Here is a 19,400-nt window from a genome sequence, read left to right on the forward strand (position 1 = left end):
TTGAGTCAGAGTCGACGTGAGGTCAACTTCACCCCGACTATCTTCTAATTCAGTCAGCGTCGAACTGACGAATAATTATCGACTCCTGAAATTCATCCACGTGTGTATTACAATACTGCTTTCTGCCGACCGATAACCTGTGATCCCCCAGTGGGGATTCGGGTAAGCGATGAGTCGACGTGTAATTGGTGGACAGTTGCCCAGGATAGTTTACACAGCACGTCTGGATGTTGCGTTATATCGGCGCAAATATTCCAGTAATTCATATAATAGAGGAGAGTTATGAATCGACGCAAATTCATCGCAGGAGCGGGAGGTATCGTTGCGGCAGGTGTCACCGGTGTTGCCATGACTGGCAACGCTGCTGCACAAGTTGAAAATTATCAGTTTAATGGTACGACCATCGAGGGTGCAAGCGACGACGGCTCGCTCTCGGAAATTCGGGTATGGGTAGAGAACGGCACGTTCGGCTATGAAGGCCTCGAGAACGCCGCCACGACGGCGACGGTCGAACTCCAAGCCGTCTACAACGGCTCGACCCACACGATCGCCAGCACGACACGCGAGGACATCAGCGGCCAGAGTCAGCACGATCTCGCGTTCGAGCGCCTTGAGGGCGACGTGCTCGCCCATCCCGACCTCTCGGCGTCGAAATTCGAGTCCGGCACCGACGGTGAGACGGTCACAACCGACGACGTCGACCTGCAACTTACGGTGACGGTCACGACAACCACTGACGCCACCGTCTCGGGCTCGGTCGCGTCGAATCTCACCGTCGTCATGACGAATACGGAATCGACCGCCAGCGGCGGCGGGTCGACCGGCGGGTCGGTTCGGTCCTATGAGACGATCGCCCAGTCCGACGACGGCTGGCAGACACTCAAAGCCGATTTCGGCGAGGTCACGCACTTCAAAATCGAACTCGACCCCGACCACTACGAGGACGGCGTGCCCGAGGGCAACAACGGCACCGAATGGCCGGACAACCCTGACGAGTATTTCCAGGAGGTCATCGTCGACCACGGCGCCGACGGGCCGACCGACGAGTATCGGTTCGGCTTCCACGGCCCTGGTGGTCTCGGCAGCACGGACAACACGGAGGGCTACATCCGCGCGAACTACGGTACCGACGACTCGCCGGATCGCAAAGACTTCGGCGAGAACGAAGACATCGAGGGCTTTACCGCCAGCGAGAGCGACGACAAGCTCACCTACACGTTCACAGTCGACTGGACGACCCTGGGCGTCGACGGCGATCTCGCAGCGCCCGGCAAGCCTGGCGAAGTCTATCTCGAAGCCTTCGGCGGTGACGGCGGCGAAGGACGCATGGGCTCGACGGGCACCGTCTACTACAACGTGAAGTAAGATGCGACGGCGGAGCCTGCTCGTCGGGCTCACCGTCGCTCTAGCTGGCTGTTCGTCGCCGGACGAACAGGACGGCTCAGAAAACGACAATATTTCTGACGGTCCTGAACAGCCAGATAGTACACCTGGAGAGACGGATGAGCCGGACGACGAGACGCCGGATGAGCCCGAAGATGAGTCCGGCAAGGATCCCGAGACGGAGCCTGGTAAGGAACCAGACGACGAGACGCGTGAGCCCGATATCAAGTATAGCGTCTCGGTCGATCGACCCACCCCGACGCGAATCCATCACTCGGTGGATGTTGCCGTCACGATTGAGAACACGGGAGGTCAGACAGGTACATATAATTACACACTCACCCTCTCTAACGGGGGTGACGAGGAGGTTTCAGACTCCGGGAAGATCGATCCCGGTGAGAGAAAGACGACCACCCACACGTTCGACCTCGATCGGACAGGGGAGTACGAGATCGCCTTCAACGGCGAAACCGTGGCCGAATTCCTCGTCCGCTCCTCCAGCTCCGGCGGTGGAAGTGGGGGCGGAGGCGGAGGTAGTGGCGATGGTGGAGATGAAGATGACGACGAGTCAGAAGGAAACGCCACAGTTGGTGGCGAAGTGACCGGTTGCATCGAGACAGACGAAACCCCCTGCAACTAGCTGACCTCCGCCTTTTTCGCTGGCTCACGCAGACTGAGTAGCCTCCGGCTCGAGCTCACGACTCCATCCAGGTCATGTTGGACTCGAGTCCGTAGTGGTCCTTTCCCATCGGAGAGAGTGCCACAGCCTGACGAATGCGCAGGAGGGCTCGTTCCGGCAGACGAATTCGCGAGGAAAGGTCTCCTCAAGGTGGTCTACGACGGAGAACACGAGGAATTCATTCCGGCAATATCAGTAACTGCATCGGTCTGGAGGGATCTGACAACGTCACTGAGAAGAAGGGACACAGAGTGACTGTAGCTAACACTCTGTCTGAAGCGTCAGCGTCCGTTCGGTCTCGATATGCGTCGTCTCTCCGGTCGCCTCGATCTCGAGTGCGGTCGTGATCGACTCGCCGACGGACTGGTCCGAGCGGAGATCCAAATCGATCCCGACACTGATCTTATCTCCGGGTCCCAACTCCTCGGTACGTAATCGACCATCGTCGATTTCGACATTATCTGCGTCGTCGACGAACCTGAATCGATCATCCTCGAGTTCGATTGCGAGGGAAAGCGACTCGGGAAGCTGGTTGATAACGTCGAACGATACGATCGGACACCGTTCCGCGCCGTTTTCGAACAGAACACCGCCGGTTTCGACGTCTTCGGACGTGTTAGCCTCTAGTCCGAGATACGCATTCTCGTCGCTGGCCACGTCGACGTCGACGTTCCGCTCCACCTTGCTACTCGAGAAGCTGAGCGTTTCGACGGCTAATAGCCCGCTCGAGCCGGCGATCATCGCGAGCGCGGTACGTCGCGTCGGTTTCATGATCGTCGTCGCTGCTCCCGGTGCCAGTGTCGGTGTCGATCTGCCATCAGACTGCGATCACCCGTCTACCTGCGTTATTCGTATGCAACATACGTCGGCCGAATCGGAACTCACCCCCTCACCGGTCGTTCCTGGCCTCAATCGAATCCTGATACTCGAACTCGAGATCCGACGACGGCGGTTCGTCGGCGATCCCCAGTCGATTTCGACGGGCGTAGTATCGGTGTGCGAGCGCCGAGACGCCGAAGGCGACGACGACGAAGACGCCCCACGCCGACTGCGAGACCGCGCCGAACGGACCCAGACCCGTCGAGACGGCCGCGAGCAGCAGGCCGGACAGCCCCGTCAGCCCCAGATAGTAATCGCTCCAGGGAATTTCGCGCCCGCGTACGATATCCATGTAGATCTCGACGTCCTCGAGTACCGGCGTCGGCGAGACCGTCCCCCGGTCCTGATTGAAGTCGACGACACCTGCCTCGTCCATCTTCGGCAGGTGCGACTGGTGCAAGGCGGTGTAGACGCGCTTGCGGTCGCTGCTGGTCACTTCGTGCATCTCGAGGCCGTCCTCCCAGGCGGCGATTTGCTGGGAGAGCGTCCCGATGTCGAGCGTGTCCTGCTCGCGCATGAGCTCGTGGAGGATGTGGCGTCGCCGCCGGTTCGAGAGGATCTCGAAGAGTTCGTCCTCGGTGAGTATGTGATCGGGTTCGGTGTCGGTCGCATCCGATTGGTTGCCTGCCCTGTCGCCTGCGTCCGTCCCCAGTTCCGTGTTCGATTTCGCGTCCGCGTTCGCTTTCGATGAGTCAGTTCCCCCGGACGGTTTCGCGTGAGTCGCCCCCATTACGGATAGGCGGTATCACATCATGGAACAAAAGTATTGGCCTCTCAATAAATAATTGCGTCTGATCAATACGAAACTTATCGGAACGGGTGTTCGTTCGGAATCCTATTCAGTTCGTCAAGCAGACCAATACCGCATCGATACGTCGTTCAACCGACGGTATACCGGGCCGAGATGGCCCGTCAGCCCCGGTTGACTACGGGTCAACCACGGCCATGCGGGCCTCGATCGGGTCGGCGGAGGCGATTGACCGTCAGTCAACGACGGCTGGACTGCGATTTACGGGCCGCTGAGACGAGGCGGACTCGAGTCAACCCGTCGAACACTCAGTCCGCCGGTCGGTCGGTGCAGGATTGACCGATCGCCATCTGATCCTGAAATTAACTCCACGAGCGTATTACAATATCCGTTGCCGGACACCGATGCAATGTGATCCCCGAGGCGGGGATCGGGCGCGACGAGGTGGCGTGCGACGCGACGTGCGGTCGCTCGCGGTAAGACGACAACCACGACAACGGAGCATCCAATCATGGAACGACGCAAATTTGTCATCGGACTGGGATCGCTCGCCGCTGGTTCAGCGGCTGCAATGGGTACGGGCGCGTTCACGAGTGTTGAAGCCGACCGTAGTCTCTCCATTGATACCGCGGGAGACGCGAACGCTTTCCTCGCCTTCTCACGGGCGACTGATGATGACGGTAACGTTTACCCGAACGCGCAGGAATATGTCGAGGGAGACCTAAGTAGTGGTCAGTTCAGTCTCGACTTTACGCAGTCCGACGACACTAACGGTGCGGCGAACGGCATCAACAAGAATGCGAAGACGATTTTCGACAACCTCTTCGACATCACAAACAACGGTACGCAGGACGTTGTTCTCTCCGTCAAGTCCGACTTGATCGCCTCCCAGGGCGGTTTTCTGGGAATTTACGCCGAGAACTCTCAGGGCGATGACTCGGACAACACCGGGCTGAGTTACAACGGCGACTCCACCGACGATACTTACTGGGGCACTACCACTCTAAGTCCCGGCGAGTCCGCGTCGAATGTGGGTATTTACATTCCGAAGGGTCACAGCACCGGCGATCTGAGCGGCGGAACGCTCACCTTCATCGCCGAAAAGACCGGCGGGAACCAGGACTAACATATCAGAGATATGAGACGGCGTAGGTTCCTCGCGAGCGTTGGTGGGCTCGCCGCTGCCGGGAGCATTGCTTTCGGTAGTGGCGCGTTCACCAGCGTTGAAGCCGAGCGAAACGTCTCCATTGCCGTCGCCGCCGACGCCTACGCGTTCCTCCGGATGCATCCGATTCCGGATGAAGGAATCGACGGTGAGGATACCCGTCGTTCCTTCACGACCGGGGGTGAAGTCGAGTTCGAACTTCCTGGTACTGGAGACGGTGAGAACCAGAACGCCGAAGGCGTCGGACTGGACTCGGTCTACGAGTTCCACGACCTGGTCACAATCAGTAACCAGGGAACGCAGCCGGTGACGCTGCAGAGCACGTACGACGGTAACAACCTCGACGATCTCGCACTCGTCAACGACGACGGAGTGCTCCGGGATAACCCACCGGAACTCAACGTCGGTGAAGGGATTGACGTCGGGCTCTACGTCGACACTCACGGGTCCAGCCTCGGAGAGTTCGACGAGACGCTCACTATTGTTGCCGAGCGCGTCGGCGGAAATCAAGACTGACGGGCCACACCCGTTAACCCACCCTGATTGGTTTCTTTCGCCCGGTTCGATTCTGGCGGTGGGTCTTCTGCGGGAAAGTCTAGTATGAAACGACGACTCTTGCTCGGTGTCGCGTCCGCCGCCGGAGCTGGCAGGCTTCTCGGGTCGGACGCGTTTACGAGCGTGGAAGCCGACCGCATGGTCACTGTCTAGGTTGCACACGACGACCGTGCGTTCCTCATGCTGAAACAACACGTACAAGTAACTAGGTAACCGAACCAGGTATTCTCCTACCACGAGGACGGCCAGCGAGTATACCATCCCTCGACGACGCAGGCTCCGACTTCGGTATGAAAAGCAGTGAACTAGTTATTGACCACTGCCAAAACCGCGGTCAACAACTATATTACAATGACCGTCGCTCCACACCGCCTATTCGGGTAGCGACGATGTCGAGTGATCCGACCCAACTACGACGGCCTCGAGCGCCTAGGGGGATGTCTCGAGGCGGGACCCGCGGAACGGCTGCACCCGTGTTCCGTGGGACGCTCCGATGCACCCGAATTCGGACACGCATTCGCACCCGAGCCCGAATCCGATTTCGACTGCACGGTCGACATCGCAGCTACCCCGTATCGCACACCCCGAACCCGATCACCAAGGCGGTATCGGCGTCGGTGCCAGGCAGATCGCCGTGTCCGACGGGGGTGGGACGTGGCGAGCCCGAGCCGACGCCGACCGCACGCAGTTCCGATTCCGACCGCTGCTATCCGATCGGCGCTCGCAGTTCACAGTGGGGCGAAACCGCACTGCCACCTGTTTCGATACCGGCATCAGTCACCGGCACGACCGGGCGCAGTCGCCGTCGACGGAGAAGAGGCGAACGCGACCGAGTAACCGACGGCGGACCGTCGCTCGTCGAGTGACGATTCTCTCGAGGACGAATTTACGTATGGCACCACCACAGATCGATACCGATTCCGAACCCGACGACGAGGCGCACGATCGCGACCGCGACCCGACCATCGAGGCGACGTACGACCATATTTCGCTGTACGTCTACGCGGCGGGGACGAACGAACTCCTCGAGACGGTCTACGAGGCCGATACGCTGGCGATTCCGGCGGTCGGCGACCGGCTTTCGGTTACCGAGGCACGTGCGGAGGGGAGCCTCGAGAACCGGGCCGTCAGCTATCAGGAAGAGCGGGAGCCGCCGACGTACGTCGTCGAGGAGCGGGAGGTCACCTACCTGCACGTCGACTACGACATCGACGGCGTCGACGAGGATCGACAGCTCGTCTCGGAGGTTCGGGTGTGGGTGAGCGAAGCCGACGACGGCGAACGCGGCGACTGATCGATGTACGATTGAACCGGCAAGCGAGAACGGACAGGCGATTCGAACGACTGAACCGATCGACGACTATGCGCACGCGAGCAATACTGAACTGGGGCGCTGACGGCGATGAGTAGTGCCACGACAAGTCGGTGGCTCGTTCTCGGCTTCCTCGCGATCGGCCTCGTCTGTACGGGCGCCGTCGCTACCGATGCAGGGCTTCTCTCGGCCGCTGACGAGCCAGAAGTGCGCACCGGACCACACGAGCACGATAACCTCGGGAACGACACCGGCGTCGTCGCCGAGCCACACGACGGGCCGAACGGCGCCTACGCGTACCTCGACGGCGACGGCCAACTCGTAATCGACCTCACGATCGACAACGACGCCCTCGAGGGAGATGGCATCTCCGCGGGGGCGGTGACCGGTATCGACGACGTCGTCGCGCTCAGGAACGCGGGCAACGAGTCGGCGAAGGTCTGGCTCGAGCACGACGCGGCAAACGTCACCTTCAGAACCGGCGAGGGCGACTCGATCGAGGGCGCGAACGACGCCGCCGTCCTCGAGCCGGAAGAGTCGATTTCGATCGGGTTCGTCGTCGACGCTCGCAACCTTGAGGCCGGGGAGGCCGTGATCGAATCGCTCCGGTTCCGGACGACGGCCCTCGAGCACGGAGATAAACGAGACTCGTCCTCGGACTCGAGTGCCAGCGCGGGGACGAACACGTCGCCCTCGAGTCCGTCGCCGGCAGTGGAAGTCGTCGAACCGGACTCGAAGACCCGAACTGTGACCGTCAGCGGCGGTCGCGGACGGACGGTTCCGATCGACCTCGGGTCACTCCGGGTCGGCAAGGGTGTCATCCTCGAGGGCGTCACGATCCAGTTCGGCGACATCGAGGATTCGACCCTCGAAATTCGGGCCGATCGCGACCGCAAGACGGGAGACGGGCTACCGGCCGACGTTGCGACGGTCGGTGCCGTTACCGTCGAAGATGCACCGGCGGCCACAGCTATCGAATCGGTCGAGTACCGGTTTACCGTCGATCGGGACCGATTTGCTGACCGCGCGTCGCCGAGTGCCGACGACTCCACCTTCGAGTTCTACTCCCGTCTAGACGGCACGTGGGAGCATCACGCGTTCGAGGCGGCCAGCGAAATAGAACCCGGAGAGGGTGACGAACCGACAGGGACCGATCGATACACTGCGACCGTCACGACCGATTCCCTGAAGGGCGGTATCGTCGCCGGTCCGAACGCGACCGATGCGTCTTCCGAGGGTGCTCTCGAGTCGAACGGCGATTCCGACGGATCGGGCGATGACGGTGTCACGACCGGCGACGACGACACAAACGCCGATTCCGGCCCGTCCGAACGCGCCGACGGCAGCGGCAGTCAGGTAGGCGTTTCGGTCGTCGGACTGCTGGCGCTCATCGCGTCACTCCGAAAACGGGCTCGAGGATGAGATTCGCTCGATATCTGCAGGCGGATGGCGACGCGAAAACCGGTTCCGATCACGGCTCACGAGTAGTGGCGAAACAGGTCGCCAACCCTAACAGACAAATAAAACGACATAATTGGCACAGGTGCACACGATGATTCGACGGGGGGTCGTCCGGGGGGCGCAAGCGCTGGTACTCGTCACCGTCGTCGCGCTGGTCGCCGGCCAACTGCTCGGACAGCCGGTTCTGCTGGGGTTCGTCGAGACCGGGAGCATGGAGCCGACGATCGAGACGGGCGACGGGTTCGTCGCGATCCCGGCGGAACTGACCGGCGACCCGCAGCCGGACGACGTCGTCGTCTTTCAGGCCCAGGAGCTCCACGGCGGCGGGCTGACGACCCACCGGATCGTCGAGGAAACCGACCAGGGGTACGTTACGCGGGGCGATGCGAACCCCTTCACCGACCAGGACGGCGACGAACCGCCCGTACAGGACGGCCAGATCGTCGCGACCGCCCTGCAGGTAAACGGCGAGGTCGTCACGATTCCGAACCTCGGGACGGCCGTGATGACGGCCAGTGACGGCCTCGAGCGGATCCAGCGCTGGCTCGCGGTCACGTTCGGCGTTCGGTCGTTCGTCGGCACGAGCGGTCTGGCGTACCTCCTGCTGGGCGCGTCGCTCGCCCTCTACGCGATCGAGACGATTCGAGAGCGCCGCGAAACGACGATTCGATCGTCGCTGGAACGTGACGGCGACGAGACCGAAGCCGAGGAACTGGATCCGCGGCTGATCGCGGGCGCGCTCGCGCTCCTGGTCGTCGTCGCGGCCGTCGCGGCGATGGTCGTCCCGGCCGGCACCCAGTCCTACGACGTTATCAGCGCCGAGTTCGACTCCGACCGGCCGCTGGTGATCGAACAGGGGACGACCGACGAAATTTCCTACCCGATTTCGAATCAGGGATTCCTGCCGGTCGTGTCGTACGTGGAACCCGGAAGCGACAGCGTCGCCGTCGATTCCGGCCCCTCGGTCGTCGGTCCGCGCGACGAGACGACCGTGACGCTGTCGATTACGGCGCCGGACGAGACCGGCTACTATCCCGCGTACGTCACGGAGTACCGGTATCTGACCGTCCTCCCGCCGTCGGTCATCGACGCGCTGTACGCTATTCACCCGTGGGTACCCTACGCCGCGATCGTCTCACTGCTGGGCGGGGGGTTCTACGGACTGGGTCGGCTCCTGCTCGGGCCGGGGGATCCGCGCTCGAGACGGGATCGGGCTCGTCGGCGGGGCGGACGCGGACGACTGCGATCGATCGTTCGGAGGTTGTACTGACATGAATTCGCCTACTGACGCGACCGACGGATCGACAGCACCGGGGGATCGGGAACCGAACGCAACGACGGAGCGGCGACTGCGGCTCCGCGCACTGTTCGCGACGTACGGACCGCTCCTGCTGGTCGGCTTCGTGCTCGTGGCCGCGTTCGGCGGCTGGATGACCTACGGCGCCTTCGCCGATTCTGGCACGGAAACCGACCAGCGACTCGAGCACCGCTGGACCGCGACGGGGTCGTTCGCCCACAGCGCGACCGTTCCCGAATCGACCGCGATCTACGACGCCGGGACGGTCCTCGAGAACGAACCGCTCTACTACACGAGCGTCACGCCGACGGTCGACGGCGAGTTCGTCGGCGGCTACGACGCCGACGCGGGCGAGAACGTCAGCGTCGATCTCACCGTCGACGTTCGCTACCGGGCGGTCGCTCCCGAGGAGGACGTCGTCTACTGGAGCGAACGGGAGCGGCTCGCCGCGGCGAGCGAGGACGATGTCGCACCCGACGACGCCGTCGCCGTCCCGTTCTCCCTCAACGTCTCGGCGGTCGACGCCCGAATCGCCGAGATCGAGTCCGATCTCGGCGCGAGTCTCGGCGAAACCGAAATCGCGATCGAAGTGCACCGAGAGATCGAGGGGACCATCGACGGCGAGCACCGGACGGCGAGCGACCGCTTCCGGATTCCAGTCGCACACGACGGCGCCACGTACCAGATCGAGGCGGCGGAGACGTACGACGAACAGTACGAGACCTACGAGACGGTCGCCGTCGCCGGCGACGAGTCCGATCCGCCCCTCGCCGGTCTGGGGCTCCTCGGACTCGGCCTCGTCGGAACGCTCGCCGCCGGAATCGCGACAGCCCGCGTTCCCGAACCGACGGCCGCCGAACGCGAGTGGCTCGACTACCGCGACGACCGAGCACAGTTCGAGGAGGTCGTCGCGTCGATCGCGCTCCCCGAGTCGGAACTCGAGGGCGAACGCGCGCGGGTCGACACGCTCGCGGACCTCGCGGAGTTCGGGATCGACGTCGACGAACCGATCGTCTTCGACCGGCGGACGCGACAGTACGTCGTCCGCCACGAGGGGGTCGTGTACACCTTCGAGCCGCCGGCGCTCGAGGCGGAGACGGGGGCGACGGCAGCCGATGCCGACGTCGAATCCGACGCGGAATTCGTCTTCGACCGGACGCAGGCCGAGGGGGAGGGTGGAGTCTCGAGCACGGCCCCGCCCACGGCGGGTGAGTCCGGCCCGTGGGACACCATCGCTGCGCGGCTCTACTCGGTGCTCGGCCTCGAGCGAGACACAACGTCGACCGACGGCGGGGACGCTGAACCCGCACTCGAATCGGCTCCCGATTCCCCGTCCGAAAGCGAGGCGGACCGCGGCCCCGCAACTGCGACGGCAGCAGCGACGGCGGACCGAGCGGCCGAACAGCCGGACCGCGACTCGAGCGACGAGGACGACGGAGAACCGTAGCGAACTCGCCGGCAGCTAAAAGCGGTCGATCGAGAAGCGCTCGATCTCGTGGTCGGTCTCGCCGTCGACGGTGATGTCGGTCAGGATTTCGCCGACGACGGGTGCGAGTTTGAATCCGTGGCCGGAGAACCCGGCTCCCACGACGACCTGCGGGTGGGCGGGGTGGGTATCGAGAACGAAGCGTCCGTCGGGCGTATTGGTAAAGAGACACGTCTGCAGGCGCATCGTCGGGCCGGCACCGTCGGGAAAGTACTGTTCCGCGAAGTCCCGGAGGAGTCGCTCGTCCGCCTGCGTCGGCTCGCGCTCGAAAGCATCGGGATCGACGGTCTCCTCGCGGTGGTGGTAGCGGCCGACCGCGAAGCCGGGCACGCCGTGGACGGGGAAGCCGTAGAACCGGCCTTCGGGAACTCGCAGGTTCCAGACCGGAAATCGGTCCGGCTCGAAGTGGGCTGACACTTCGGGCTGAAACCGGGCGAGAACCTGCCGTTCGGGCTCGAGGACGTCCGCAAGCGGCTCGACGAATCGCGCGGTCCACGCTCCCGCGGTGATAACCAGCCTGTCGGTCTCGTAGGTGTCGCGATCGGTCTCGACGCGGACGCCGTCGTCCTCGAGGGGGCGCCAGTCGACGACGCGTTCGCGGGCTTGGATCGTCGCACCCGCATTGTGGGCCCGGTTGACGTGGGCGACGATGCACTCCTCGGGGACGAGGTAGCCGCCGTCGGGCTGGTAGATCGCCTCGTAGTCGTCCGGGATCCGGTAGCCGGGATACCGCTCGGAGAGGGCGTCGCTCGAGAGGCGGTCGTACTCGAGGTCGTGCTCCTCGCAAGCGCGTGCAGCCCCGTCGACGAGCGGCTCATCGGGCGGGCCGGCGTCGATCGATCCCGTCCGGTAGAGCAGTTGGCGGTCGTGGTCGGCCTCGAGGGCCGCCCACAGCTCCTCGGCGCGCCGTAAGAGCGGGACGGAGGCCGGATCCTCGGCGTCGGCGAGCCGGAAGCTGCGCGCGATCCCGTGGGACGAGCCGTAGCCGTGGGGAACGTCGTAGCGCTCGAGGCCGAGGACGTCGACGCCGCGCTCGGCGAGGTGGGCGACGGTCGCGCTGCCCATCCCGCCGACGCCGAGGACGATGGCGTCGTACCGTTCGCTCATGCTCGAGCGTATGCGAACCGCGGCGAAAATACTTCTCACTCCCTCGCTCGAACTCGAGGCCGGCGTGACGCCGGGAGCTCGCGATTAGTCCGGCGACTCGTCGGATTCGGGTCCGCGAGCCCGCTCCCGCAGCGCGCGTTTCTGCTGTCGTTCGGTTACGTGATCGATCCCGTCCGCCAATTCGTCTCTGACCGTCGCCTCGAACTCGTCGACGTCCTCGAGGAACTCGGTCGAGAACTCCTCGACGAGTTCGAACGTCCACTGGTCGCTGATCGCACCCGCGGGGAGGTGGTCGTCTCGGAGCCGGTTGGCCCACTCCTCGTGGCCGGCCTCGCGCAGGGCGTCCTCGGCGTCGCTCATCCGATCCATCGCGTGGCCGAGTTGGTGATGGAACTCCAGCAGGGTGCCGTAGGCGCGGTGAACGTGCTCGATTCCGAGTTGCAGGTCGTGAAGGGCGTCTTCTTCGGCGTCGGTCAGGTCGAGTTCCTCGGGATCGACGTCCGAGTCGGGTCCGCCGTCGTTCGTATCGGGCATGCGCGCCGGGTCGACGGGACAACGGAAAATCGTCCGCGTTGCGGTTGCCGGATCCTAGACTGTGAGGCGCTGTCCGAGTTCGGGCGCGCGGGCGTCGAACCCGTCTGCGCGCAACTCCTCGGCGAACGCCCCGCAGCGATCGCCGTGGTTGACGAGCACCTCGCTCCCGCGGTAGGCCTCGAGGAAGTCGAGCAGTCCCTCGCGGTCGGCGTGGGCCGAGAAGTCGTACTGCTCCGTTTGGGCGCTGACGCGCAGCATTCGCCCGTCGATCTCTGCGCTGCCGGTCTCGAGCAGTTCGCGCCCGGGGGTGCCCTCGACCTGGTAGCCGGTCATGGCGATCTTGTTCGTCGGGTGCGAGCGGACGGCGGGGACGTAGGTCATCGCCGGACCGCCGTGGAGCATCCCGCTGGTGGTGACGATGACGGTATTTTGTTCGGCGATCCGCTTGCGCTGCCCGTCGCGGCCGTCGACGAATCGGGCGTTGCCCTTGGCACGGCGCAGCAGGTCGGGATCGCGCAGGAACTCGCGATTCGGCTCGCGCAGGAACAGTTCCGTAACCCGTTTGCCCATCCCGTCGACGTAACACTCGAGGTCGTATTCCTCGCAGAGACAGAGCACCTCCTGCGTGCGGCCGATCGCGAACGCGGGGACGACGACGGTGCCGCCCTCCCAGATCGTCGTTCGGAGGCTCTCGGCGAACTCGCGTTCGATGTCTTCGCGGGGCGGCCGGGTCGTGTCGGCGTACGTGCTCTCCGTGATCACGACGTCGGCGTCGGGCCGAGCGCTCGTCCCGGCAAGCAGCCGCTGACCTTCGGTGTGGAAGTCGCCGGTGTAGAGCAGTCGGGTCTCGCCGTCGGTGACCAGAACGTGGGCGCTGCCGGGGACGTGGCCGGCGTCGAAAAACGTGATCTCGTAGCCCGCGACCTCGAACGGCTCGCGGTAGCCGTGGGTTTCCGAGACCTGCGTCACGCGGGCGAGTTCCGCCTCGGTGAACGGGCAGTCGTAGGTGCCGCCGTGAAGCTTGAGCGTGTCCCGCGCGAGCGTCATCGTGAGGTCGTACGTCGGCGGCGTCCAGTGGATCGACGGGCGCGAATCGCCCGACAGCAGCGCGGGGATCGAGCCGACGTGGTCGAGGTGGCCGTGGCTGACGACGACCGCCTCGGGATCGACGTCGCCGACGGGAAAGGACGGCGGGTTGCCGGAGTCCATCCCGTAATCGAGCAACAGTGTCTCGTCGATCAGGACCGCACTCCGGCCGATTTCGCCGGCCCCGCCGAGAAACTCGACATCCATTACCGCTTCGTAGTGCCTCGAGCCCTTTGCCGCCGTCGGTTCCGCGGCGGTTGCACTCGTCGACCCGTCAGTCGCGCCGGTCCGCTACCGATTCGTCCGGTCGAAATCCTTCGTCCGCGAGCGATCGACTTCGGATGGGGTTCGACCGCTGGGTCCGCGCCCGTCGTCGGACTCGAGCACGCGATCGAGTTCCCGTTCGAACTCGGCCTCGCTCAGTTCGCCCGCGACGTAGCGGTCCTGGAGTTGAGATTTCGGATCGCGTGCGCGGTCGGTAGACTCGTACGTACCGGTGCTCGATTCTGTCGACGCCGACCGATCACGAAGCATCGAGAACAGTCCGATAGCACCCAGCACGAGCAGTCCGAGCACGGCGACGGTGACGAGCAGCGAGACGATCGTCGCGACGACGGAGAAGAGGATCCCCACGATCGTCGCGATCACGCTCAGCGCGATAAACGCGAGTACGAGAACGCCGGTCCCTTTCAGAATGAGGCTCCCGAGACGGCCCATACCGACAGTTCGACCCGCAGCTACAAAAGCAGCCCGTCGTGTTACTGAACTGGAAAATGAGCGGATCGACTGCGAGATCAGCGACACCGTATGGCAAACCGACGGCGACGAACGCACACCGCGATCACGAGCCGTTCGACTGCGGCTTCGTCTGTGGCCGCGACCCGGTTCGGCGGGCCAGGCCGATCAGATAGACATCGAGCAGACAGACCAGTAGCACTGCGAGCGGAATCGCGACGTCGACGTAGTCGACGGTCTCGAACTGCAGCGCCGTCACGACGAACGGATGGCCGGGCTCGAGCGCGTCCGAGAGCGTCCGTGCGCTCAGAAACGCGAGCGCGAGTCCGTACAGCGCGAACCAGCTGAGCCCGCGCTTCCAGTGACCGAGATAACAGTGACCGAGTCCGGCGACGAACGCCGAGAGCGGGTACGCGGGCCAGATCGGTCGTGAACGGTCGGTCATCGTCTTCTCACCTCACTGTTCGTCCGCGAACGGAATACGTGTTGCCCGCTCGAGACGGGCGAGCGGGGCGGGGCCGGGAGTTGTGGAGTCAGTGCTGTTCTCGGTCCCAGCCGTGGCCGCCGTCTCGGACCGATCCACGAGCGGAGCGAGCGCGTCGCGAGCGCGTTCTATATGTCGAGCAATCCCCGGAGAAGCGACGGCCGCCCCGTCCGAACTCGAGGATGCGTCGGCTCGTCCGGACAGCACTCGAGCGGCCGTTTCCCGGGGATCAGTGCCAGCGCGGGCCGCTGTCGACGCGGGCACGGCGCCCGATTCGGAACTCGAGGCCGACGCCGTCACCCGACACAGTGCTGTCGATAGTGACCGCGCGTACGCGTTCATCGCCGCTCGCGTCTCGTCAGCGGCACCGACAGCCGTTGCACCGAGCGTTGTCGCCGTCTCAGCCAGCACTGCACGCGGATGCACGGAACTGTCGTCCGACGGCTGCGCTCGAGGGGTGGCGTCGGCGCCGGTATCGTCGTCGGGTCCAGTCGGCGTCAATTCCGCGAACTCGGCGGCCAGCGCCGACGACCCGGCAGCCAGATGCCGGTATAGCTCGAGAGAGCGCCCATCGGGAACCGGTGCGTCCGTGATGGTCGCGTACGCGGCTGCGTGGAGGTGATCGCTCGCCAGCACCGCCGCGTCCCGCTGCTCACGACCGGTGTAGCGATCCGAGTACAGGAGGTCGTAGCGGAGCTGTACGTATCCCTCGAGCAGCGCAACGGCCTCGGCGACTGACGAGAGAATTTCGTCGGGCTGGCCCTCGTGTTCGTCGAACGTGAGTGCGGTATCGGCCTCAGCGTCGGACTCGGCCACGGTGGGGGTTCTCCGGTCGGTCGTCGCGGCGACTTCGCCGGCGATCGTACAGAGCGATGCCTGGAGCGATCGATCGCACGGGAGCACGACCTCGGAAGCGATCGATCGCACGGTCGACGAAAGGTTCGAAAACGATCGATCGAACGTCGTCGGCTCGCGTGCAGAGAGATGTTCGCTCATTGTAACTTCGAACTGGTGGCGGCTACGAATCCCTTACGGTGGGACGGGGTGGCCGACTCGAGGAGCGGTTAGGCATCGTCATCGTGGGCATCGTCCTCATCCCTGTTCTCATCCGCAGCCGATTCGCCGTCCGCCGACGCCTCGTCAGGGGCCGAACCGAACAGTTCCTGCTGAATCTCGGACGGGAACGACGCATCGTCGGCGAGAAGATCGTCGATGACCTGTGTGATGACGCCCGATCGGACCTGACTCAGGTACTCGTCGCGGTTGAACGCCAGTTGCCGGGTTCGTGCGCCGTCGAGCGCGGCCAGCAGTAACGCGGCCGTCTCGGCCGTATCGTGGTCGACGAACTCGCCGGCGTCGATCCCGTCCTGCAGGATCCCCTCGAGCGTCGTCCGGAGTTGCTCGTCGCTTCGCTGGAGTTGTTCGCGGTAGCGCTCGTTGTGCGGCGCCTGCGTCCGCAACTCGAGCAAAGCCGTGTGAAAGGATCGGCGCTCGTCCTCGCCGCTCGAGCCGTAGAGATACCAGTCGATGAACATCGCCAACCGGGTCGTCGGCGCCACCGTCCGGGTCGTCTTGATCCCCTCGTCGAACCGCTCTCGGAGGTACGCGAGAAGGTCGGCGACGAGGTCGTCTTTCGAGTCGTAGTGGTAGAACAGCAAGGACTTGCTCTTGTCCGTCCTGTCGGCGATGTCCTGTGCGGTCAGATCGGTGTAGCCGTGCTCGCACAGCGCCTCGTAGGTCGCTTCCATAATCGCCTCGCGAACGTCGGGATCGGTCACTACCTGACTACTTGGTCAGGAAGACATAAAAGTCGTTTCGTTCCCAGCGACTGTCACTTCGGATACTGTCTGATTCCGAACCGCTCGTATCCGCCGTAGGCAACCTCGAGCGAGCCGATCCACCAGTTCCACCGCTCGGACGGCGTCCCGTCGGGCGCGTCGGCGAGTTCCTCGAGGACGGCGTCGGTCGTCAGCGGCGTCCCGATATCGTCCTCGTACTGCCCGGAATCGGCGAGATCGACCGCCTGCCGGACGACGACGCGGGATTCGCCCTCCGTCCCGTCGAACTCCTCGCGCAGGCGCGTCTCGAGGCGGCCGGGATCGATGAACACGCTCGGGGCTACGCAGGCGATGTACTTGAGTCTTCGAGCCGACGCTGTCCGCTCGAGGCGAACGGATTCGGCGAATATACGAGATTGAACGGCCGGGAGCGCGTTCGCCGAGCGACGGCGAACGCGCGACCCGGGGGAGGGCAGGCCCTCGCACCGTCTCCGACCGCGAGCGACCATTGGGAGCGAGCGGGCCGACGACCGATATGAGCGAGCGCGCGGCGCGCCGCAAGCAAGCGAACAGAGGGAGGAGTGCTTTTGATCGACCTTTTACCGAAGGACATCGCGCTGTGCGGCGGCAACGCCGCCGTCAGCGCGACAGACTGCAGCGTAAAAGGTCGGTGTGAAACGATGTTCTTTTGAGCGGCGACCGTCTTCCGTCGGGCATGGCAAGTTTCACTGTCGTCGTCGGCGACCCCGACTCCGGGTCGTCCTACCAGCTCGAGGCGGAAGACCAGGACGCAAACCGATTCATCGGCAAGTCCATCGGCGAGGAAGTCGACGGAAGCGCCGTCGGCCTCGACGGCTACACGCTCGAGATTACGGGCGGCTCCGACGATGCGGGCCGACCGCTCAACCCCAACGTTCCGGGTGCGAACCTGACGGAAGTCCTGATGGAGGGGCGCCAGACCGGCTACAAGCCGTCCCGTGACGGCGAGCGTCGCCGCGTCACCGTCCGTGGGAGTGAGGTCTCGGATGCCGTCGCCCAGATTAACGCCTCGATCGTCGACCGTGGCAGCACGGACGTCGACGAGCTGCTGGGCGAAGGCGAGGACGACGAATAACGGATCGACTTCGATCATACGTACTTCTATGGCAGATAGAGTCTCGAGCGATCACCCGTCGGTGCAGACGGTACGAGCGACGTGTACCGAAACGGCGACCGGCGCGTACGTGGCGATTCCCGACGACGATAGCAATGGGTTTCCGACCGGCGAAGTCGTGCGGATCGTCCTCGACGGCGACGAACTGTTCGCGAAGATCGATCGACCCCTGGGCGAAAACGGAGTCTCGATCCCCGGCGTCTACGAGACGCCCGACGGCGCACGCGACCCGAGCAGCGGCACCGATCAACTGCCCGCGTGGATCGACGACCGCGGTATTTCGGCCGGCGGCTCGGTGCTGGTCGACATCGTCGAACCCGACTTCCTCTACGGACTCCGCGAGCCCGGCGCAACGGCGTACTACGACGCCCACGAACCCCCGAGCGATAGTCTGAACGAGATCGCGAAGAATCTCGAGGACGAATAGCGAGGCGGCTGGACTCGGCGTCGGATTTCGTCGTTGGCTCCGCGAGGCTGCGCTTCTCGAGAATCGATTCGTCCGTAACCCACGGCTATCGCGGTGAAACGTAACAGAAGCGAGAACGCGGAAACGCTGGAGCGACGGCGAGCGCGGGCCGATGGAGAGGCGACGACCGGCCGCCGTTAGTGGCGGGCGAGGAAGGCGTACAGGAGGAGTCCGAACGCCATGTGTTGGCGCATCGTCTGCTCGACGGCCTCGCGGACGTACGCCTCATCGTCGATCGAGTACTCCTTCGTTCGCACCTTCGTGTGCATCGCCAGCACGTCCGCTTCCTTGAGGTCGTGGAGCGCCGGATAGACGGTCCCCGGACTGAGCGTCGCATCGAAGAGATGCGTCAGATCCGAGAGCAACTCCTTCCCGTGGGTCTCCTCGCGAAGCGCGATGAGCATCAGGAGAACCTCGTCGAGGTTCTCCTTGATGAGCGCCTCGTCGAACTGGATGTCGTCGGTCGACAGGGCGCCCTGTACCTGCTCGAGCAAGCGATCCAGTTCCCGCTCAACCGAGTCCCCAGCAGCAGCATCAGTGCCGGCGTCGGTTCCCGTCGCCGCCTCGCGAGTAGTTTCGTACGATTCTGATTCCGATTCCGACTGCCTGTTCGCGGCTGCGTTCGACAGTTCGTCGAACACTGACCGCGTGTTGGTTGTATCCTCACGCATTGTTCCGATCACCGAGTGGGGGTGTTCGTGGGTAGAACCGCCTCACGCACCATCGGCCACACACTGCCGACGAGTATTCGCGCGGTATCCCTCACGACGAGTTAACCGCTGGAACTGGCAGATATTAAACCCACATGGAAGTGACCGTCACGAAATACGATATTTTAACCCACCTGGAATGATATAATAACGGTGAGGTGTCGTGATGCGCTCGATTACTGCCCTGGACCCAACAATGAATGGATTTTGTCCCTCATTCATCCCAAGACCGAATCATATGTAGTGTTCTGACTGCCTCGAACATACATACAATAAAGTTGCGGCCGATTCGGATACGAGACCATCACGAAGCGACTGGAACGAATCGTCTACGCGCCCCGTCCGGACCGCGCGGCCGATGCCTATGAAACCCCGCGAGCGA

The 19,400-nt window shown here is 63.9% G+C and carries 21 protein-coding genes; 10 read left to right on the top strand and 11 right to left on the bottom strand.

Going from position 1 to position 19,400, the window contains the following annotated elements; translation table 11 throughout:
* Positions 1 to 348: 348 nt before the first annotated feature.
* Positions 349 to 1,365 (top strand): hypothetical protein, encoded by a 1,017-nt coding sequence (locus ATJ93_RS13040; RefSeq protein ID WP_245977559.1) that lies wholly within the window; start codon positions 349 to 351, stop codon positions 1,363 to 1,365.
* Position 1,366: 1 nt separating this feature from the next.
* Positions 1,367 to 2,023, top strand: a complete 657-nt coding sequence (locus tag ATJ93_RS13045) for a hypothetical protein (RefSeq protein ID WP_120245046.1) — start codon at positions 1,367 to 1,369, stop codon at positions 2,021 to 2,023.
* 300 nt (positions 2,024 to 2,323) lie between these two features.
* Here the strand turns inward: ATJ93_RS13045 and ATJ93_RS13050 are convergent, their stop codons facing one another.
* Both ATJ93_RS13050 and ATJ93_RS13055 read right to left on the bottom strand, forming a co-directional pair.
* Complete coding sequence (locus ATJ93_RS13050; RefSeq protein ID WP_120245047.1) at positions 2,324 to 2,833, bottom strand: hypothetical protein; 510 nt, start codon at positions 2,831 to 2,833, stop codon at positions 2,324 to 2,326.
* 118 nt (positions 2,834 to 2,951) lie between these two features.
* Positions 2,952 to 3,671 carry a DUF7344 domain-containing protein gene (locus tag ATJ93_RS13055; protein ID WP_120245048.1) on the bottom strand — a complete coding sequence of 240 codons (720 nt, stop codon included), beginning with the start codon at positions 3,669 to 3,671 and terminating at the stop codon, positions 2,952 to 2,954.
* 529 nt (positions 3,672 to 4,200) lie between these two features.
* Here ATJ93_RS13055 and ATJ93_RS13060 point away from each other — a divergent pair.
* The 6 genes from ATJ93_RS13060 to ATJ93_RS13085 all read left to right on the top strand — a co-directional run bounded on the left by ATJ93_RS13060 (position 4,201) and on the right by ATJ93_RS13085 (position 10,926).
* The gene (locus ATJ93_RS13060) at positions 4,201 to 4,815 is read left to right on the top strand and encodes a hypothetical protein (RefSeq protein ID WP_120245049.1); all 615 of its coding nucleotides are present in this window, start codon (positions 4,201 to 4,203) and stop codon (positions 4,813 to 4,815) included.
* A 12-nt stretch (positions 4,816 to 4,827) separates the two neighbouring features.
* Positions 4,828 to 5,370, top strand: a complete 543-nt coding sequence (locus ATJ93_RS13065; protein WP_147376654.1) for a hypothetical protein — start codon at positions 4,828 to 4,830, stop codon at positions 5,368 to 5,370.
* 931 nt (positions 5,371 to 6,301) lie between these two features.
* Entirely contained in the window at positions 6,302 to 6,703 is a 402-nt protein-coding gene (locus tag ATJ93_RS13070) for a hypothetical protein (RefSeq protein WP_211334057.1), read from the top strand.
* A 108-nt stretch (positions 6,704 to 6,811) separates the two neighbouring features.
* The gene (locus ATJ93_RS13075; protein WP_120245051.1) at positions 6,812 to 8,143 is read left to right on the top strand and encodes a DUF1102 domain-containing protein; all 1,332 of its coding nucleotides are present in this window, start codon (positions 6,812 to 6,814) and stop codon (positions 8,141 to 8,143) included.
* A gap of 130 nt (positions 8,144 to 8,273) precedes the next feature.
* Positions 8,274 to 9,452 (top strand): signal peptidase I, encoded by a 1,179-nt coding sequence (locus ATJ93_RS13080; RefSeq protein ID WP_120245278.1) that lies wholly within the window; start codon positions 8,274 to 8,276, stop codon positions 9,450 to 9,452.
* A gap of 1 nt (position 9,453) precedes the next feature.
* The gene (locus tag ATJ93_RS13085) at positions 9,454 to 10,926 is read left to right on the top strand and encodes a DUF5305 domain-containing protein (protein WP_120245052.1); all 1,473 of its coding nucleotides are present in this window, start codon (positions 9,454 to 9,456) and stop codon (positions 10,924 to 10,926) included.
* Between the two features lie 15 nt (positions 10,927 to 10,941).
* On the opposite strand, the gene solA is transcribed toward ATJ93_RS13085, so the two are convergent.
* The 8 genes from solA to ATJ93_RS13125 form a co-directional block, all read right to left on the bottom strand.
* Positions 10,942 to 12,072 (bottom strand): N-methyl-L-tryptophan oxidase, encoded by a 1,131-nt coding sequence (gene solA, locus ATJ93_RS13090; RefSeq protein WP_120245053.1) that lies wholly within the window; start codon positions 12,070 to 12,072, stop codon positions 10,942 to 10,944.
* Positions 12,073 to 12,156: 84 nt separating this feature from the next.
* Positions 12,157 to 12,606, bottom strand: coding sequence for a hypothetical protein (locus tag ATJ93_RS13095; RefSeq protein ID WP_120245054.1), 450 nt, complete (start codon positions 12,604 to 12,606; stop codon positions 12,157 to 12,159).
* 54 nt (positions 12,607 to 12,660) lie between these two features.
* The gene (locus tag ATJ93_RS13100; RefSeq protein ID WP_120245055.1) at positions 12,661 to 13,899 is read right to left on the bottom strand and encodes an MBL fold metallo-hydrolase; all 1,239 of its coding nucleotides are present in this window, start codon (positions 13,897 to 13,899) and stop codon (positions 12,661 to 12,663) included.
* 84 nt (positions 13,900 to 13,983) lie between these two features.
* Positions 13,984 to 14,409: an SHOCT domain-containing protein gene (locus tag ATJ93_RS13105; RefSeq protein ID WP_120245056.1), complete on the bottom strand. Its 426-nt coding sequence runs from the start codon at positions 14,407 to 14,409 to the stop codon at positions 13,984 to 13,986.
* Positions 14,410 to 14,533: 124 nt separating this feature from the next.
* Positions 14,534 to 14,872 (bottom strand): hypothetical protein, encoded by a 339-nt coding sequence (locus ATJ93_RS13110; RefSeq protein ID WP_120245057.1) that lies wholly within the window; start codon positions 14,870 to 14,872, stop codon positions 14,534 to 14,536.
* Between the two features lie 12 nt (positions 14,873 to 14,884).
* A complete protein-coding gene (locus ATJ93_RS13115) occupies positions 14,885 to 15,907 on the bottom strand; it encodes a hypothetical protein (RefSeq protein WP_120245058.1) in 1,023 nt (340 codons plus the stop codon).
* Between the two features lie 68 nt (positions 15,908 to 15,975).
* Positions 15,976 to 16,689 carry a TetR/AcrR family transcriptional regulator gene (locus ATJ93_RS13120; protein WP_120245059.1) on the bottom strand — a complete coding sequence of 238 codons (714 nt, stop codon included), beginning with the start codon at positions 16,687 to 16,689 and terminating at the stop codon, positions 15,976 to 15,978.
* A gap of 53 nt (positions 16,690 to 16,742) precedes the next feature.
* Positions 16,743 to 17,021, bottom strand: coding sequence for a hypothetical protein (locus ATJ93_RS13125; RefSeq protein WP_120245060.1), 279 nt, complete (start codon positions 17,019 to 17,021; stop codon positions 16,743 to 16,745).
* A gap of 383 nt (positions 17,022 to 17,404) precedes the next feature.
* Here ATJ93_RS13125 and ATJ93_RS13130 point away from each other — a divergent pair, with 383 nt between their 5' ends.
* Both ATJ93_RS13130 and ATJ93_RS13135 read left to right on the top strand, forming a co-directional pair.
* The gene (locus ATJ93_RS13130) at positions 17,405 to 17,803 is read left to right on the top strand and encodes a 30S ribosomal protein S6e (protein WP_120245061.1); all 399 of its coding nucleotides are present in this window, start codon (positions 17,405 to 17,407) and stop codon (positions 17,801 to 17,803) included.
* Between the two features lie 28 nt (positions 17,804 to 17,831).
* Entirely contained in the window at positions 17,832 to 18,269 is a 438-nt protein-coding gene (locus ATJ93_RS13135; protein ID WP_120245062.1) for a DUF7112 family protein, read from the top strand.
* A 176-nt stretch (positions 18,270 to 18,445) separates the two neighbouring features.
* Here ATJ93_RS13135 and ATJ93_RS13140 read toward each other — a convergent pair whose 3' ends face one another.
* Complete coding sequence (locus ATJ93_RS13140) at positions 18,446 to 18,979, bottom strand: helix-turn-helix transcriptional regulator (protein WP_120245063.1); 534 nt, start codon at positions 18,977 to 18,979, stop codon at positions 18,446 to 18,448.
* Positions 18,980 to 19,400: the final 421 nt, after the last annotated feature.

It is taken from the genome of Halopiger aswanensis (assembly GCF_003610195.1).
Taxonomy (GTDB): domain Archaea; phylum Halobacteriota; class Halobacteria; order Halobacteriales; family Natrialbaceae; genus Halopiger; species Halopiger aswanensis.

What these genes read in the sequence shown, in the direction of transcription:
- ATJ93_RS13040 (WP_245977559.1), top strand. Translation starts at nt 349, where the DNA reads ATGACTGGCAACGCTGCTGCACAAGTTGAAAATTATCAGTTTAATGGT.
- ATJ93_RS13045 (WP_120245046.1), top strand. Translation starts at nt 1,367, where the DNA reads ATGCGACGGCGGAGCCTGCTCGTCGGGCTCACCGTCGCTCTAGCTGGC.
- ATJ93_RS13050 (WP_120245047.1), bottom strand. Translation starts at nt 2,833, where the DNA reads ATGAAACCGACGCGACGTACCGCGCTCGCGATGATCGCCGGCTCGAGC.
- ATJ93_RS13055 (WP_120245048.1), bottom strand. Translation starts at nt 3,671, where the DNA reads ATGGGGGCGACTCACGCGAAACCGTCCGGGGGAACTGACTCATCGAAA.
- ATJ93_RS13060 (WP_120245049.1), top strand. Translation starts at nt 4,201, where the DNA reads ATGGAACGACGCAAATTTGTCATCGGACTGGGATCGCTCGCCGCTGGT.
- ATJ93_RS13065 (WP_147376654.1), top strand. Translation starts at nt 4,828, where the DNA reads ATGAGACGGCGTAGGTTCCTCGCGAGCGTTGGTGGGCTCGCCGCTGCC.
- ATJ93_RS13070 (WP_211334057.1), top strand. Translation starts at nt 6,302, where the DNA reads ATGGCACCACCACAGATCGATACCGATTCCGAACCCGACGACGAGGCG.
- ATJ93_RS13075 (WP_120245051.1), top strand. Translation starts at nt 6,812, where the DNA reads ATGAGTAGTGCCACGACAAGTCGGTGGCTCGTTCTCGGCTTCCTCGCG.
- ATJ93_RS13080 (WP_120245278.1), top strand. Translation starts at nt 8,274, where the DNA reads ATGATTCGACGGGGGGTCGTCCGGGGGGCGCAAGCGCTGGTACTCGTC.
- ATJ93_RS13085 (WP_120245052.1), top strand. Translation starts at nt 9,454, where the DNA reads ATGAATTCGCCTACTGACGCGACCGACGGATCGACAGCACCGGGGGAT.
- solA (WP_120245053.1), bottom strand. Translation starts at nt 12,072, where the DNA reads ATGAGCGAACGGTACGACGCCATCGTCCTCGGCGTCGGCGGGATGGGC.
- ATJ93_RS13095 (WP_120245054.1), bottom strand. Translation starts at nt 12,606, where the DNA reads ATGCCCGATACGAACGACGGCGGACCCGACTCGGACGTCGATCCCGAG.
- ATJ93_RS13100 (WP_120245055.1), bottom strand. Translation starts at nt 13,899, where the DNA reads ATGGATGTCGAGTTTCTCGGCGGGGCCGGCGAAATCGGCCGGAGTGCG.
- ATJ93_RS13105 (WP_120245056.1), bottom strand. Translation starts at nt 14,409, where the DNA reads ATGGGCCGTCTCGGGAGCCTCATTCTGAAAGGGACCGGCGTTCTCGTA.
- ATJ93_RS13110 (WP_120245057.1), bottom strand. Translation starts at nt 14,872, where the DNA reads ATGACCGACCGTTCACGACCGATCTGGCCCGCGTACCCGCTCTCGGCG.
- ATJ93_RS13115 (WP_120245058.1), bottom strand. Translation starts at nt 15,907, where the DNA reads ATGAGCGAACATCTCTCTGCACGCGAGCCGACGACGTTCGATCGATCG.
- ATJ93_RS13130 (WP_120245061.1), top strand. Translation starts at nt 17,405, where the DNA reads ATGGCAAGTTTCACTGTCGTCGTCGGCGACCCCGACTCCGGGTCGTCC.
- ATJ93_RS13135 (WP_120245062.1), top strand. Translation starts at nt 17,832, where the DNA reads ATGGCAGATAGAGTCTCGAGCGATCACCCGTCGGTGCAGACGGTACGA.
- ATJ93_RS13140 (WP_120245063.1), bottom strand. Translation starts at nt 18,979, where the DNA reads ATGCGTGAGGATACAACCAACACGCGGTCAGTGTTCGACGAACTGTCG.